The sequence below is a fragment of the Tateyamaria armeniaca genome (assembly GCF_045797845.1).
GTDB classification, from domain to species: domain Bacteria; phylum Pseudomonadota; class Alphaproteobacteria; order Rhodobacterales; family Rhodobacteraceae; genus Tateyamaria; species Tateyamaria armeniaca.
The window spans coordinates 3,457,209-3,472,142 of record NZ_JBHDIY010000002.1 but is presented as its reverse complement, the minus strand read 5'-3'; the positions used below and the strand labels follow the sequence as shown (position 1 = coordinate 3,472,142).

At 61.4% G+C, this 14,934-nt stretch carries 12 protein-coding genes, 1 tRNA gene and 2 pseudogenes; 8 read left to right on the top strand and 7 right to left on the bottom strand.

From position 1 onward, the window contains the following. The first annotated feature begins 111 nt into the window (after nt 1-111). Nucleotides 112-1,011: a YihY/virulence factor BrkB family protein gene (locus ACERZ8_RS17665; protein WP_407593455.1), complete on the top strand. Its 900-nt coding sequence runs from the start codon at nt 112-114 to the stop codon at nt 1,009-1,011. Here the strand turns inward: ACERZ8_RS17665 and ACERZ8_RS17660 are convergent. From ACERZ8_RS17660 to ACERZ8_RS17630, 7 genes and pseudogenes are all read right to left on the bottom strand, one after another. Beyond that, nucleotides 977-1,906 carry an AEC family transporter gene (locus ACERZ8_RS17660; protein WP_407593454.1) on the bottom strand — a complete coding sequence of 310 codons (930 nt, stop codon included), beginning with the start codon at nt 1,904-1,906 and terminating at the stop codon, nt 977-979. The two genes, ACERZ8_RS17665 and ACERZ8_RS17660, sit on opposite strands and share 35 nt — an antisense overlap. 72 nt (nt 1,907-1,978) lie before the next feature. Continuing rightward, nucleotides 1,979-2,782, bottom strand: coding sequence for an MBL fold metallo-hydrolase (locus ACERZ8_RS17655; protein ID WP_407593453.1), 804 nt, complete (start codon nt 2,780-2,782; stop codon nt 1,979-1,981). After that, nucleotides 2,779-3,579, bottom strand: a complete 801-nt coding sequence (locus ACERZ8_RS17650; RefSeq protein ID WP_407593452.1) for a TatD family hydrolase — start codon at nt 3,577-3,579, stop codon at nt 2,779-2,781. The genes ACERZ8_RS17655 and ACERZ8_RS17650 overlap by 4 nt, the downstream gene beginning before the upstream one ends. Further along, the gene (locus tag ACERZ8_RS17645; RefSeq protein ID WP_407593451.1) at nt 3,576-4,691 is read right to left on the bottom strand and encodes a DNA polymerase III subunit delta'; all 1,116 of its coding nucleotides are present in this window, start codon (nt 4,689-4,691) and stop codon (nt 3,576-3,578) included. The genes ACERZ8_RS17650 and ACERZ8_RS17645 overlap by 4 nt, the downstream gene beginning before the upstream one ends. A gap of 107 nt (nt 4,692-4,798) precedes the next feature. Next, nucleotides 4,799-5,452 (bottom strand): dTMP kinase, encoded by a 654-nt coding sequence (gene tmk, locus ACERZ8_RS17640; RefSeq protein WP_407593450.1) that lies wholly within the window; start codon nt 5,450-5,452, stop codon nt 4,799-4,801. Further along, a pseudogene (locus ACERZ8_RS17635) lies at nt 5,449-6,614 on the bottom strand (D-alanyl-D-alanine carboxypeptidase family protein). Before ACERZ8_RS17635 ends, tmk begins: the two are co-directional and overlap by 4 nt. A 25-nt stretch (nt 6,615-6,639) precedes the next feature. After that, entirely contained in the window at nt 6,640-7,536 is an 897-nt protein-coding gene (locus ACERZ8_RS17630; protein WP_407593449.1) for an SPOR domain-containing protein, read from the bottom strand. A 210-nt stretch (nt 7,537-7,746) separates the two neighbouring features. On the opposite strand from ACERZ8_RS17630, the gene ACERZ8_RS17625 reads away from it, so the two are divergent. The 7 genes and pseudogenes from ACERZ8_RS17625 (at nt 7,747) to ACERZ8_RS17595 (ending at nt 14,721) form a co-directional block, all read left to right on the top strand. Further along, nucleotides 7,747-7,836 (top strand) — tRNA-Ser (locus ACERZ8_RS17625). Between the two features lie 244 nt (nt 7,837-8,080). After that, on the top strand, nt 8,081-8,956 hold the full coding sequence (locus ACERZ8_RS17620) for a branched-chain amino acid ABC transporter permease (protein ID WP_407593448.1): 876 nt from the start codon (nt 8,081-8,083) through the stop codon (nt 8,954-8,956). Nucleotides 8,957-8,958: 2 nt separating this feature from the next. Next, complete coding sequence (locus ACERZ8_RS17615; protein ID WP_407593447.1) at nt 8,959-10,065, top strand: branched-chain amino acid ABC transporter permease; 1,107 nt, start codon at nt 8,959-8,961, stop codon at nt 10,063-10,065. Beyond that, nucleotides 10,062-10,853, top strand: coding sequence for an ABC transporter ATP-binding protein (locus tag ACERZ8_RS17610; protein WP_407593446.1), 792 nt, complete (start codon nt 10,062-10,064; stop codon nt 10,851-10,853). The genes ACERZ8_RS17615 and ACERZ8_RS17610 overlap by 4 nt, the downstream gene beginning before the upstream one ends. Beyond that, on the top strand, nt 10,850-11,644 hold the full coding sequence (locus ACERZ8_RS17605) for an ABC transporter ATP-binding protein (RefSeq protein ID WP_407593445.1): 795 nt from the start codon (nt 10,850-10,852) through the stop codon (nt 11,642-11,644). Before ACERZ8_RS17610 ends, ACERZ8_RS17605 begins: the two co-directional genes overlap by 4 nt. A 2-nt stretch (nt 11,645-11,646) precedes the next feature. Next, nucleotides 11,647-13,526 (top strand): annotated as a pseudogene (locus ACERZ8_RS17600) (AMP-dependent synthetase/ligase). A gap of 31 nt (nt 13,527-13,557) precedes the next feature. Then, nucleotides 13,558-14,721 carry an ABC transporter substrate-binding protein gene (locus ACERZ8_RS17595; RefSeq protein WP_407593444.1) on the top strand — a complete coding sequence of 388 codons (1,164 nt, stop codon included), beginning with the start codon at nt 13,558-13,560 and terminating at the stop codon, nt 14,719-14,721. Nucleotides 14,722-14,934: the final 213 nt, after the last annotated feature.

The following is a 14,934-nucleotide window of genomic DNA, read 5'->3' as shown; positions in this document are numbered from 1 at the left end:
ATTTTTGCACCGCGCGTCACATGAAACGCCCGTCTCGTGCGCGCTGCATTTGCTGCGCAGGCTGCGGGCGCTATGCTCATGTCACATCAGATTAAGAAGAATGCGCCCCCAATGAGCGAGCCCGTCACAACTTCAACCACACCAAAAGATGCCGCTTTGTGGTGGCGCGCGGGGCGGCATGTGTTCCGCCTGATGGATGAAAAGAACCTTGGGTTGATTGCCGCGGGTGTGGCATTCTACGCGATCCTTGCGATCTTTCCGGGTCTGGCCGCGACCATCGCCCTTTGGGGCATTGTCGGTGATCCGGGTCTTGCGCTGGCGCAGCTTGAAGAGTTTCGCGCAGTCATTCCCGGAGACGTCTATCGTCTGCTTGCCGCACAGCTCAGCAAATTGTCCACAACAGATGGCCTGACACTGGGCTGGGCGTCAGTTCTGTCCTTTGCCTTTGCGTTCTGGTCGTCGCGGGCAGGGGTGGCCGCGCTGATGCGTGGCCTCAACGCCATTTATGACGCGCCCAACCGGACGGGCCTCTCGCAATACATCCGCGCGCTGATGCTGACAGGCAGCCTGATCGGAGTGCTGCTGGTGGCGATGGCCTGTATCGTGATCCTGCCTGTGATCCTTGCCTTTGTGCCGCTCGGGCCCTGGGCCGGTTTCGGGATCGAAGTTGTGCGCTGGGTTGTCGGGGTTGGCGTGTTGCTGGCCGGGTTTGCGCTGATTTATCGTCTGGGGCCTAACCTGACGGGGCGGCGGCCCAAACTGATCTCACCGGGGGCGGTGTTTGCATCCGTCGGCTGGGTTGCGGCATCGGTTGGTTTTTCGATCTACCTGCGCAATTTCGGCACCTACAACGAGGTTTACGGGTCAATCGGGGCGGTGATCGTTATGTTGATGTGGCTGTTCATCAGCGCCTATCTGGTGTTGCTGGGTGGTGCACTTAATGCGGAACTGGCCCGCGCGCGCCGCGCCAAACTGTCTATCCCAGAACCATCAGCCACATCCACGCCGTGATCACTGACGCCGCGGTCGCCACAAGAACGGACGATGCCGCAACCCGCCGTGCCCGCCCGTACATGTTGGCAAAGATATAGCCGTTCACGCCCGGTGCCATGGCCGCAGTCAGCACGCCGGTGTTGAAGATGCCTGCCGGCACCGCAAGTGTGGTCCCCAGCGCCCAGGTGATCGCCGGATGCACCAGCAGCGACACAGCGCAGATCATCAAAATCACGCGCGCATCGCCTTCGGGTTTGTACTGGATCAGCACCCCGCCAAGGGCGAACAATGCTGTAGGCAAAGCAGCGCGGATCACCAGATCAAGCCCGTCGCGCAACACATCCGGCAAGGTGATGCCCAGCAGGTTCACCACGAACCCCGCCGCAATGGCCAGCACAAGCACATTGCGGAACATCGCCCGCGCAATGCCCCGGGCCATCTTCAGGGGAGATTGCCCACGGTTGCGCGCAATCTCCATTGCCGTGATCCCAAGCCCGTAGCAAAACGGTGAATGGAAGGCGATGATCGAATAGGCTCCGGCCAGCGCATCGGGGCCATAGGCGCGTTCATTGATCGCCAGCCCCAACAGGACCGAGTTGGAAAACAGGCAGCAAAAGCCGATGGCGACGCTGTCCTCCCAATCACGTTTGAACAGGAACCGCGCGCCAAAGAGGCCAAGGAAAAAGCCCGCCGTTGCCCCGGCGTAAAAACTGAGCAGGAGCAGTGGGTTCAGGCTGACCGAAAGGTCGAGATCGGCAATGGCCGAAAACAGCAAGCACGGAATGGCGAAATGCTGGGAGAACTTCATCAGCGCGTCCACCCCGGAGGTCGGGAAGAACCCGCGCCAGACTGCAGCGTAACCAAACCCGATCACCAGAAAGACGGGCAGGATGACGTCGAGGAGGGCTTGCATGGCTCAGGCCTTGGTGTGGGCCGGGAGTGCGGGAGCCTCCGGCGGGAGTTTATCTGGCGAGATGAAGGTGGATCAGAGGGCGGGAAGGGTGAGCCGCATACCGTCATAGGCGGGCTCGATATGGTCGGGGGTTTCTGCGTGGACGGTGTCATAGTCCAGATCGATATGCATGTTGGTCAGGATCGCGCGCCCCGGTTTCACATCGGCGATCCAGTCGAGCGTGTTGGCCAGATGGCTGTGCGTCGGGTGCGGGTCGCGCCGCAGCGCGTCAACGATCCAGATGTCGAGGTTCTGCAGGGCGCTCCAGGCAGCCTCGGGGATCTCGGCCACGTCCGGCAGGTAGGCAAGGTTTGCGATGCGAAACCCGAGGGCTTCCATGCTGCCGTGACCCACTTCGAAAGGTTCGAACGTGATCGGACCGCCGGGGCCGTCGATGATGGTGGCCCCGTCAATGGTATTGAGGTCGAGGATCGGCGGGTAGGGCGAGCCCTTGGGCTGCGCGAACACATAGCCGAACCGGTTGAGCAGCGCGTCTTGCGTCGGGCCGTCCGCCCAGACCTGAAGCCGGTTGCGCATGTTGAACACGATCATCCGCAGATCGTCGATGCCGTGCACGTGGTCTGCGTGGGCGTGGGTGTAGATGACACCGTCGAGCCGTCCGACCTCGGCTGCCAGCAACTGGTTGCGCAGGTCCGGTGACGTGTCGATCAGAACGGTCGTCGTGCCATTGGGCCCCTGTCGCTGCACCAGCAGCGAACAGCGCTGGCGGCGGTTTTTCGGATTGTCCGGGTCGCACGCGCCCCAGTGACCGCCCAGGCGCGGCACGCCGCCCGAAGAGCCGCAGCCCAGAATGGTGAAAGTCAGTGTATCACTCATGGGGCGACTGTGTACGCAGCCGCTTTGGAGAACAAGCGGTCGAAGTTCTTTTGGGTTTGTGCGGCGAAATCAGCGTAGTCCATGTCAAAGACTTCGGCCCCTTTGCGCGCGGTGTGGGCGGTATAGGCGGGTTCGTTCCGCCTGCCCCTGTGGGGTGGTGGCGCAAGGTAGGGCGCGTCGGTTTCGACAAGGATGCGGTCCACCGGGGCGGCGGCAAAGATGTCGCGCAAATCCTGGCTTTTGGGGAATGTCGCGATGCCGGACATGGAGAGGTAGAAGCCAAGGTCAAGTGCTGAGCGGGCGAGGGATGCACCGGACGAAAAGCAGTGCATGACGCAGGCGTAGGCGCCGTTTGCGTATTCTTCGCTAAGGATGCGCGCCATATCGTCGTCTGCGGCGCGCGCGTGGATGATCAGGGGCAGCCCTGTCTGGCGCGCAGCGTCAATGTGGATGCGCAGGGATTTTTGTTGGATATCAGCGCTTTCCGAGGTGTAGTGATAGTCAAGCCCCGTCTCGCCGATGCCGACGAATTTGGGATGCTCAGCCAGTTTGATCAACCCGTCCGTACTGGCCAGTGGTTCGTCTGCCGCACTCATCGGATGTGTCCCGGCGGCGTAGAAAACCGGGGCGTGGGTGTCTGCAATGGCGCGGACCTGGGGTTCAAGACGCAGCTTGGTGCAGATGGTCACCATGCGGGTCACCCCGGCCTTGGCTGCATTGGCGACGATCTGGTCCAGTTGCCCTTCGAAATCGGGGAAATCGAGGTGACAGTGGCTGTCGGTGATAGGGGGTATCATCTTGGGTTGGCCGTGTCTGAGAGTTTGAACAGGGTGTCAAGCACCAGCGCGCCGGGGTCAAGGTTCACCGCGCGCCCGTGGCGTGCGCGTTCCAGAGCGGTTTGTGCTGTTTCTGCCCATGCGCGCGCCGTTGCGGGCTGCGCGGCGAGGCGGGCAAAGGTGGCCGCTTCGCCATTGGCGGCCTCGACAGATGGGGGGTGGCCTGCACCTGTGCGGGACAGCCGCGACAGCGCGATGTCAATCAGCGTGTAGAGCAGATCGAGCTTGGCATCGGCCCCGCGTGCACCGGCAGAGTCGGCAAGTGCAAGCGCGCGGGCGCGGTCGAGATTGGGCATCGTCCCCATCAGCGCGATCAGGTCGGTGTAGAGTTTCAACCCGTCAAGCAAGGCAAGGCGCAACGCTTCGCCCACGGACCCTGCGCTGAGTTCGGCCAAGGCGGCGCTGTCCGCACCGGGATCAACGCCGGCCTGCGCCATGGCCTGCGCCATCTGATCGCCGTCCAGCACGCCAAGCCGCAACGTGCGGCAACGCGAGCGTATCGTGGGCAAGAGGCGACTGGGCTGATGGCAGATCAGCAGCAGCGTGGTGCGCGCAGGGGGTTCTTCGAGCATCTTGAGGAGCGCATTGGCGGCGTTCACGTTCATATCGTCCGCGGCATCGATAATCACAACGCGCCGCCCGCCGTCGGTGGCGGAAAGCTGAAAGAAGGAGGCCATGTCGCGGATGTCGTCGACCACGATCTGATCGCGCATCCGCTTGGTCTTTTCGTTCTCGGTGCGGTGCACGGATTTGAGACCCGGTTCGGCCCCGGCCTCGATCCGGCGCGCGATGGGATGATCTGGCGCGATGTCGAGCGTGTCGGGTACCGGTGCGCCGAACATATCATCCGGGTCGGGATCGGGCGTGGCGAGCAAAAAGCGCGCGATGCGCCATGCCAGCGTGGCCTTGCCCACGCCGCGCGGTCCGGTGATCAGCCATGCGTGATGCAGGCGGCCCGCGTTAAACGCATCCAGAAAGGCCGATTGCGCCGCGTCCTGACCGATGAGGTGCGGCGTTTCGCGTGGATGCGGTGCGCCCGCAACACGGGTGGGATCAGGTGTGTCATCAGCCATGATTGTGGATGTAGCATTGGTGCGGGGCAGGGGGAATGGCCGTTGCGCGTGTGTTCATTGAGGGGGTTGCCCCCGCCGCTGTGCGGCGCCTCCCGGGATTTTCGAAATCAGAGAAGACTGGCTGCATCGGATCGGTCTGCCAGAAAGGCGGCGACGGTGTCCTGTACATTGGCGGCGATGGTGTCGACTTCGTCTGCGCCACCGATCACACGGAACCGCGCGGCGAATTCCTCGGCCAGTGACAAAAACCCGGCGCGCATGGCGGCTTGCAGATCGGCGCCGAAGTCTTCGAACCGCTCTTCGCTGCCTTGCCGTCCCTTGGCACGGGCGAGGCCCTCACCGGGGTCCATGTCGATCAGAATGGTGAGGTCAGGTTCACGCCCGATCATCAATTCGTGCAGCGCATCGACGGTGGCGCGCAGATCGCCCCGGCTGAGGCCCTGATACATGCGTGTGCTGTCGGCAAAGCGGTCGCAGATCACGATTTTGCCTGCCGCCAGAGACGGCGCAATCAGGCGCTCCATATGATCGCGCCGCGCCGCCGTGAAAAGGAGAAGTTCGGTTTCGGCAGACCAGCGATCCGGATCGCCCTGCAAGACGAGCGCTCGGATTTCTTCGGCCCCCGGGCTGCCGCCGGGTTCGCGTGTCAGGACGACATCATGGCCTTGAGCGCGCAGGTGATCGGCCAGCAACCGGGCCTGTGTTGACTTGCCGGACCCGTCGATGCCTTCAAAGCTGATAAAGTGCCCTTGGGCTGTCACACGCCATCTTCCGCGGCAGGTTCAGCGCGCACTGTCTGGATCAGGGACAGCGCTGCCGTCGAGATTTTTGCCAGAAAACCCCCATGGGCCACGTCGGATTCGGCAACAAGATCAAAGCGTTGTTCTGGCAGACCTTCGGGTTGCAACACCAGTTCGGCCAGCGGGGTACCGGCGGCAATGGGCGCTTGAATGGGGCCGGTATAGACCACTTCGGCCTCGACATTCCTGCCCGACAGTACGGGCAACAGCACGCTGATATCTTCGGACGGGACCAGTCCGACTTGTGGCTCGGCCCCTTCCCAGACTTCGGCGACGGCCAGCCGCTGGCCCGATGTGGCAAGGGTGCGCTGCGCGAACTGGCGGAAGGACCAGTTCACGATCGCCTCGGATCTCCTGGGCACGTGCGGCGGCGGTTTCCATGCCCGACAGCACGAACACCACACGGCGGTCGCCCTGTTTGGCAGATCCCGCCAAGCCATACCCCGCCTCTTGCGTGTGGCCGGTTTTCAGCCCGTCCGCGCCGATCCCAAGTTTGAGCAGGGGATTGCGGTTGTAGCGGTTTGCGGATCTGTTGGCATCGAACAGGAACTCGGTTTCCGCAAACATCGGATAATATTCGGGAAAATCGGTCAACAGGCGTTGTGCCAGCAGGCCCAGATCGCGCATCGACATCAGATGCCCCGCAGCGGGCCAGCCGCTGGAATTGGCAAAGGTCGAATTGGTCATGCCCATTTCCTGCGCACGCCGCGTCATCAGGCGGGCAAAGCCGCCTTCGGTGCCATCGGGGCTGAGCGCTTCGGCGATGACCACGCAGGCGTCGTTGCCCGACAGGACGATGATGCCACGCACCAGGTCTTCGACCGACACCCGTTCCCCAGTTTTCAGAAACAGGGTCGAGCCGCCAAAACTGTTGGCATGGGCCGATACGACCAATTCGTCCGTCATGGACAACTGGCCGCGCTCAATCGCCTCGAACGCCATGTAAAGCGTCATCAGCTTGGACATCGAGGCGGGGGAGCGGTTCGTCCGCATTCTTGTTCAGCAGAACCGTGCCCGTCGTGTGGTCGATCACATAGGCGGCAGAGGCGCGCGTATCAAAGGCCGCAACCGACAGTGCGCTTGTGTGAACGGCCAGGGCGGCGGCAGCAAGAATGCGGATCAATGGTCGAACTCTCCTTGAAGCGGGGTCAGTTGCTCACGGCGTAGGCGTCTGTGAACCCTTCGGTTTTGATTTTGGCCAGCAGGTCGCTGCGTTCATCGGATGTGGCCGCTGGGCCGACAACAACGCGCCAGAACGGTTTGCCATCGCGGTCAAAGGTTTTGACAGTCGGGATGATCCCGGCGCTGCGCATCTGCTTGGCAGTGCGCGTGGCGTTGGCCTCGACCGAGAAGATGCCGATCTGGATGAACGGTTTGGACAAACCTGACGTTGCGGCGCGGGCCGGGGCCGCAGCGGCGACAGGTATGGGTTCGGGCGTTGCTGCGGCTGCGGGCTGGATGACCGGGGCGGGGGCGTCGATGGCGGCCGCCGCGCTTTCGATCGGATCAAGCGGTGTGGCGGTGATTTCTGCCGGGGCGGCAACTGCCTCGGTCTCAAGCGGTGCAACCTCGGGTTCGACCGACACTTCTTCCTTGCGCAGGGCGGTCACGTTCAGCTCGGCCGGGGCACCGGCGAGCATGCCAAGCGCTTCGGCCGCATCCGAACTGATCTGGAGGCGGGGCCCGGGAATATCGCGTTCGCGGCGGAAGAGGGCCCCGACGACGAACTTGTCGTTGTCGCTGTTGCGGATGATCACGCGTTCGGGCTCTGTCACATCGGGATGTGCCACCCACACCCCGCCAAGCGAGGGGCGGCCATCCCAAAGCCCGGCCTCGTTTGCGGAAAACACGTCCGGGGCTTCGACGTCCCGTTCGACCGTCTTGATCGGAGCACCGGGTTCGGGCGTGCCTTCGGTCTGGGTGTTGGGCTTAAAGGCCTGCATGGCCACGAATTGTCCGCTTTCGTCACAGCCGGCCAAAAGGCCCAAAGCCATTGTCAGAAAAACACTGTTGCGGAGAGTGGAACGGGTGATGGGTCTGCTCATGGACCAAATCCTTGCCTGCTGTTGCCTCGTGTGGCCATGTTTTGGCCGATGCCGTTTTCGGCACGTTGTTTTGCCCCGTCTGGCGGGTTTCTGATGGCACCATAGCGCCAATGGAGCGTTCTGAAAAGCACGGGCGCGACAATTCGGCAATTTTCCCCGTGCTGCGCCACATTTGCCGAATCGCGCGCGCGTGCCTAAAGGGGAACCACCGGAGGTTTGGCAGAGTGGTCGAATGCGGCGGTCTTGAAAACCGTTGGGCGTGAGAGCGTCCCCAGGGTTCGAATCCCTGAGCCTCCGCCACCCTCACAGAATACCCTATTCCGACATTCTGGCTGGCGCGTCGCTGGATCACGTGCGGTGTGCCATCCGCTGCCGCTCTTTGCTTGAATGAGGAGGCCATCGTCGCGCTCTGGCGGGCGTGCCGCGCATCTGTCGAGTATCGCTTGCCGACGAGGCAAGGTCTGACAGCCCGGCATCAAGCCAGTTGCGATCTGCACGGATAACGGGATACCGTCGCATAGTTGCTCTTTGGGAGGAGAGCGCCATGGACTTTTTGCAGCTGATCATCAGTGGCCTTGCCAACGGCTGTGTCTATGGCCTGATCGCGCTTGGCTTTGTGTTGATCTACAAGGCGACCGAGGCTGTGAATTTCGCCCAGGGCGATTTCATGATGCTGGGGGCCTTTGTCTGCATCGGCTTTACCAATCACGAATATATGGGGCTCGATTTCTGGCTGGCCGTGCCCTTGTCGATCCTTGTGATGGGCGCCTTTGGCTATCTGTTCAACTGGGGCATCCTGCGCCATATGTTTGGCCAGTCCCAGACGTCGATTGTCATCCTGACCATCGCCATGGGCTTTATCATCCGGTTTTTCGCAGGCGCAACCTGGAGCCATGAACCCACGTCGCTGGAAACGCCATATGCGGGGCAGGACGTGCGCGCGGGCGGTCTGGTTCTGGGGGTGGACGAGGTCTTGATCGTGGCGGTGACAGCGATCCTGACCCTTGTGTTCTACCTGTTCTTTTCGCGCACCAAGGTGGGGCTGGCCATGCAGGCCGCCTCGCAAAACCAGCTTGCGGCCTATTACATGGGCATTCCGGTCAAACGTGTGCACAGCCTGGTCTGGGGTCTTTCGGGGATGGTGGCGGCAGTTGCGGGCATCCTCTTTGCCTCCAAAGGCGCGATTGATCCGTCGACCGGGTTGCTGGGCATCAAGGCATTTGCGGCCGCCGCCATCGGGGGCTTTGGTTCGCTGCCCGGCGCGCTTCTGGGCGGGCTGATCATCGGCCTGGTCGAACCGCTGGCCTCGCGCTACGGCCCGCCCGGCATAAGCCAGATTGCGCCTTACGCGATCCTGCTGCTGATCCTGATCTTTCGCCCCGGCGGCATCTTTTCCCAGACACTCAGCAAGAAGGTCTGAAGATGCGCTTTGTCCTCAAAACCTCATATGACGCCGACATCCGCCTGTTCAAACATCGCGCGCAGGCCGTTTGGTACGCGCTTTTGTTGCTGTTGGTTCTGGCGACGCCGCTCTATTTTGTCGCGATTGGGGATGCGTATCTGCTGGGTGAAATCACCGGTGTGCTGATCCTGGCCATTGCGGGCATGGGGCTGATGCTGCTGACCGGGCATACCGGCTTGCCCAGCCTTGGGCATGCGACCTTCATGGCGATGGGCTGTTACGTGAACATCAACCTTTTGGGGGCAGGGGTGCCGTGGATTGTCGCCTTTCCGCTGTCCGGGCTGATTGCCGGTTTCTTTGGCACGCTGATCGCCTTGCCTGTCCTGCGCCTGCACGGGGTTTATCTGGCACTTGCGACGCTTGCGATGTCGATCCTGACGGGGGATTTCGTGGTGATGGCCGAACCCTGGACGGGCGGCATCGCCGGTGCGGCGGTGCCTGACATCAACATCTTCGGGATCGAGATCAATCGGTATTCTACCCCCTATAAATTCTACTACCTCGTCCTGTTCGTCGCCATTCTGCTGGTCTGGTTCTACCGCAATCTCTTGCGCACGCCCACGGGGCGCAGTTTCACCGCGATCCGCGACAGCGAGATTTCGGCGCGCGCCATGGGCATCAACCTGACGCGAACCAAGGCAACCTCGTTTTTCCTGTCGGCCACGGCGGCGGGGCTGGCGGGCGCGCTGTTCGGGCATTCGGCGGGCTATGTGACCAATGAAACCTTCGATCTGGTCATGTCCATCACCTTGCTGCTGATGATCGTGATCGGGGGCCTCGGGTTCATCCCCGGCGCATTCTTTGGCGCGATCGTGGTGGGCATCATTCCCGTGGCCATTGCCAATGGGCGGTCTTTTCTTGCCACGACATTTGACGTGAACATCAACGTGCCCGGCCTAGAAAGTGCGCTGTTTGCCTTCATTCTCGTCTGTTTCATCCTGTTCGAGCCGATGGGGCTCTATGGCCGCTGGCTCAAGATCCGGACGTATTTCGAACTGTTCCCGTTCTATCGCAAGGACATGTTCAAGCGGCAGAAATCCTACCTCAAGACGGATCGGGTCCAATGAGCCTGCTGGACATAGACAGCGTCACGCTGCGCTTTGGCGGGCTGGTTGCCGTCGACAACGTGTCGCTGTCGGTCAACGAAGGCGAGGTGTTCGCGCTGGTCGGACCCAACGGGGCGGGCAAATCCACTGTCTTCAATCTTGTGTCGCGCTTTTACGATCCGGCAGCGGGGTCGATCCGATTTGACGGGCATGACCTGCTGCAATGCAATGCCGATCAGGTGCCCGGTTTTGGCATTGCGCGCACTTTCCAGAACATCGAGCTGTTTGAACAGGCTACCGTGCTTCAGAACCTGCTGGTGGGCCGCCATCGTCATCGCCAGACTGGGCTGTTGTCGAACATCGTCTTTTCCCCGAAAGCCTACCGCGAAGAGGTGCGCCATCGCAAAGCAGTGGAGGAGGTCATGGATTTCCTGAACCTGCAGCCCTACCGCGACAAGATGATCGGGGGCCTGCCTTATGGGGTGCGCAAAGTGGTTGAACTGGGCCGTGCGCTTGCCTCTGAACCGCGGCTTTTGCTGCTGGATGAACCCGCCTCTGGCCTGTCGGTCGAGGAAACGCAGGATATGGCCTTCTGGATCGAGGACATCCAGACTCAGATGGGCATTTCGGTGATGATGGTCGAACATGACATGGGGTTGGTGTCGGCCGTGTCGAACCGTGTCATGGCGCTGTCGGATGGCAAGGAACTGGCCACGGGCACTGCGGCAGAAGTGCAATCGCACCCGGATGTGATCGCGGCCTACCTCGGCACTGGCGAGATTTCCAAGACGGGGACATCGCGCGCATGACCACGGACACCAACCCTGCGGACATCGTTTTGCAGATCGAGAATCTGGAAAGCTACTATGGCCCGATCATGGCCATTCGCGGCGTCAGCCTGACGGTGCGCAAGGGGCAGATCGTGACTGTGCTCGGGGCCAACGGTGCGGGCAAGACCACGCTGCTCAAGACGATTTCGGGGGTGATGGACCCCGAAAAGGGCACCGTACGGATGCAAGGGAGTGAAATTCAGGGCAGCGAACCGGACGCCATCGTGCGGCGCGGCATCGTGCACGTGCCCGAGGGGCGAGAGATTTTCCCGCTGATGAGCGTGGCCGAAAACATCGCGATGGGCGCTTATACCCGCACGGATCGGGGCGACATCGCCGCGGACGAGGACATGGTCTATTCCTACTTTCCCATCCTCAAGGATCGGCGCGCGCAACGCGCAGGCACCCTGTCGGGCGGGCAGCAGCAGATGCTGGCCATCGGGCGCGGGCTGATGTCGCAACCCCGCCTGATGCTGTTGGATGAACCCAGCCTTGGGTTGTCGCCGCTGCTAACGCAGGAGATTTTCGAGATCATCGTGCGCCTCAATACCGAGCAGAAGGTGACAATGATGCTGGTGGAACAGAACGCCAAGGTCGCGCTGGATGCGGCGGACTATGGCTATGTGATGGAGTTGGGCCGCATCGTGATGGACGACCGGGCCGAGGTGCTGGCCGCCTCAAAGGACATTCAGGAATTCTATCTTGGTGTCAGTCAGGACGAAAACCAGCGCGGTCAACGCCGCTGGAAACAGCGTAAGACGTGGCGGTAGGCATGATGAACCCGCACCCCCCTCAGGAACAAGTTCACGGGATGATGATCAATGCTGATTTGTCCCAGGGTCCGTTCCTGATTGACGGGGCGGACACGACGCCCAAACTGTTCCGTATGCGCTGCATTGCGCTGGGCGAGCGGACCGCGATGCGCGAAAAGACATTGGGCATCTGGCGGTCCTATTCATGGGACGATTATTTCACCCGCGCGCGGCAGCTTGGCCTGGGTCTCGTGTCGTTGGGCCTGAAGCGGGGCGAGGTGGTGTCGATCCTGTCCGAAGACTGCAAGGAATGGATGTACACCGACATGGGCGTGCAGTGCGTCGGTGGCATTTGTTCCGGCGTCTATACCACCGACACGGCGGTGCAACTTGAATACCTCGTCAACGATTCCGACAGCCGGTTTCTGATCGTCGAGAATGATGAGCAGTTGGACAAGTTTCTGCAGGTGCGCGACCGGATGCCCGGTCTGACCAAGGTGATCGTGATCGACCGCGACGGGTTGCACGGGTTTTCCGATCCGCAGATCATCTTTCTGGACGAGCTTTACGAGATTGGCGCGGCCTACGACGCGGCGCACAAGGACGCGTTTGAGGCCTCCATTGATGCGACGACCCCCGATGACACGGCCATTCTGGTCTATACATCCGGCACGACGGGCAAGCCCAAGGGCGCGATGATAAGCCATGGGAACCTGATGTTTTCCGTGTCCGCCGGTCTGCGTGACGCACCGACCTTCGACACCGATGATCAGCTGTGTTTTCTGCCGCTCTGTCACATTCTGGAACGGGTGTTTTCAGTCAACGCGCCCATTGCCGCGGCCTCGACGGTCAATTTCGCCGAAAGCCCCGAGACGATCTTTGACAACCTGCAAGAGATCAGCCCGCAGACCTTTGTTGCAGTGCCGCGCGTCTGGGAAAAGATCTATTCGCAGGTCACAATCCGTGTTGGTGATGCCACGGGCGTCCAAAGATGGGCCTATGGCATGGCGCTGAAGGCCGGTGCGTCACGCGCTGCCTCTTTGGCCGACGACCGGCCTGTGCCGCTTGGCACGCGACTGGCTTATGCGCTTTGGGATATGATTGTGCTGCGCAACCTGCGCCGCATGATCGGCATGGATCGCCTGCGGCGGGGCGGGTCCGGCGCCGCGCCCATCTCGCCCGACCTTTTGCAGTGGTACCATGCCATCGGCGTGCCCGTGCTCGAAGGGTACGGCATGACCGAAAGCTCAGGCGTGATGTCGATCAACAGCAACACCAACAACAAGGTGGGCACTGTTGGTCCGGCCCTTCCGGGCGCGCAATTGCGCATCAGCGCGGAAGGCGAAGTGCAATACAAGGCCGGCAACGTGTTCCAGGGCTACTGGAACAACCCGGCCAAGACAGCTGAAACCATTTCAGAGGACGGATGGCTGCGCACCGGTGATGTCGGCACGCTCGACAATCAGGGTTTTTGAAAATCACGGGGCGGCTCAAGGACATCATCATCACCGCAGGGGGCAAGAACGTCACCCCTGCCGAGATCGAGAACAAGCTGAAATTCTCGCCCTATATCTCGGACGTCGTGGTGATCGGGGACAAGCGCAAGTTTCTGACCTGCCTTGTGATGATCGATCAGGAAAATGTCGAAAAATTCGCGCAGGACCGTCGCGTGCCGTTCTCGAACTATGCGTCCCTTTGTGCGGCACAGGAAGTGCAGGATTTGATCCGCGACACCATTGACGCGGTCAATAAGGATTTCGCGCGCGTCGAACAGATCAAGGATTTCCGCCTGATTGACGTGTTGCTGACGGCAGATGACGATGAACTCACACCGACGATGAAGCTCAAGCGCAGCTTTGTTGAGACGAAACACGACGCGCTGATCCAGCAGATGTACTGAAATCGGGAAACAACGAAGAGGGAGAAGAGACATGAAACGATTTACCAAACTGGCAGCCACTGCGCTGGCGGCCACGATTGCGGCGGCACCGGGGTTCGCAGAACAGGGCATCACCGACACCGAGGTGCTGATCGGGTCCAACAATGACCTCTCCGGCCCCTTTGCCGCATTCGGCGCGCCAGCGACCAAGGCTGCACAACTTGTCTTTGACGAGGTGAACGAGGCGGGCGGCATCCACGGGCGCAAGATCCGCTTTGTGGTCGAGGATCACGCCTACCAGATGCCCAAGGCCATTCAGGGCATGAACAAGCTGATCAATGGCGACAAGGTCTTTGCGATGCTGCTCTCGCTTGGCACGCCGATGAACATCGCCGCCTTCAAGTTGCAGGACGCCAAGAACGTGCCCAACGTCTCGCCCCTGTCGGCCGCGCGCCAGATGGCCGAGCCGTTCCACCCGCTGCATTATGCGGGCACCGCGACCTACTATGATCAGATCCGCATCGGTGTGACCTATCTGGCCGAGCAAAAGGGCGCAGACACGGTTTGCGCGATGTACCTGCCCACGGACTTTGGCAAAGACATCAAGGAAGGCGCTGAATCCATCGCCGCCGAGACGGAAGGCCTCACATTTGTGTCCGAGACCACGCACAAGCCTGACGATGCCGATTTTGTCGGTGCGCTGCAAAAGCTGAGCGCGGATGGCTGCGACATCGTCACCTTGGCGCTGGGCGTCCGGCAGGCGATCACGGTGTCCGGCACGGCCAAAAAGCTGGGGTTGACGGATATGTCCTTCCTTAACTCGTCCGCAGGGTTCCACACGGTCATGGCGAAAGTGCCGGGCGGTGTGACCGAAGGCATGTATGCCGCCGCCGGTTGGGCGGATTTGCTGTCGCGTATGGACCAGCCGGAAGTGCAGAAGTTCTTCAAACGCTATACCGAAGCCACGGGCGAAGAACTGCCCGGCACCGGCGCATTGCTTGGACATTCCGCAGCCGTCACATTGGTCAAGGCGCTTGAGGCAGCCGGCCCCGATCTGGACGCCAAGACGTTTCAGGCAGGTATGGAAAGCCTGAATTACGAGGATGTGGTGTCCGGCAACACGGTGACCTATTCCGCGACCGACCATCAGGGCGCGGATGAAGTTGTGATTTCCGTCATCAAGGACGGCAACTGGGTGGAAATTGCGCGCCAGTAATGCGCGCGGGTTTGGACCGGATGTATTGACAGCAAAGGGCCTGTGCGTCTGTCGGCGTGCAGGCCCTTTGTCTGAGTGCAAACCGATCTGAGGCGTTTCGCCCGGTGATGTGTGACGGGCTGGTTCGACACTGACCCCATGCAGCGGACCGCGCGTGGTTTGACACGGCATACGCAACCGTCGGATTTCCCTACTTTCCCACGCGCGCGCCGG

Coding starts and splice junctions, on each gene's coding strand:
- ACERZ8_RS17645 (WP_407593451.1), bottom strand. CDS start 4,691: ATGGCTGATGACACACCTGATCCCACCCGTGTTGCGGGCGCACCGCAT.
- ACERZ8_RS17650 (WP_407593452.1), bottom strand. CDS start 3,579: ATGATACCCCCTATCACCGACAGCCACTGTCACCTCGATTTCCCCGAT.
- ACERZ8_RS17615 (WP_407593447.1), top strand. CDS start 8,959: ATGCGCTTTGTCCTCAAAACCTCATATGACGCCGACATCCGCCTGTTC.
- ACERZ8_RS17620 (WP_407593448.1), top strand. CDS start 8,081: ATGGACTTTTTGCAGCTGATCATCAGTGGCCTTGCCAACGGCTGTGTC.
- ACERZ8_RS17610 (WP_407593446.1), top strand. CDS start 10,062: ATGAGCCTGCTGGACATAGACAGCGTCACGCTGCGCTTTGGCGGGCTG.
- ACERZ8_RS17655 (WP_407593453.1), bottom strand. CDS start 2,782: ATGAGTGATACACTGACTTTCACCATTCTGGGCTGCGGCTCTTCGGGC.
- ACERZ8_RS17630 (WP_407593449.1), bottom strand. CDS start 7,536: ATGAGCAGACCCATCACCCGTTCCACTCTCCGCAACAGTGTTTTTCTG.
- ACERZ8_RS17665 (WP_407593455.1), top strand. CDS start 112: ATGAGCGAGCCCGTCACAACTTCAACCACACCAAAAGATGCCGCTTTG.
- ACERZ8_RS17595 (WP_407593444.1), top strand. CDS start 13,558: ATGAAACGATTTACCAAACTGGCAGCCACTGCGCTGGCGGCCACGATT.
- ACERZ8_RS17660 (WP_407593454.1), bottom strand. CDS start 1,906: ATGCAAGCCCTCCTCGACGTCATCCTGCCCGTCTTTCTGGTGATCGGG.
- ACERZ8_RS17605 (WP_407593445.1), top strand. CDS start 10,850: ATGACCACGGACACCAACCCTGCGGACATCGTTTTGCAGATCGAGAAT.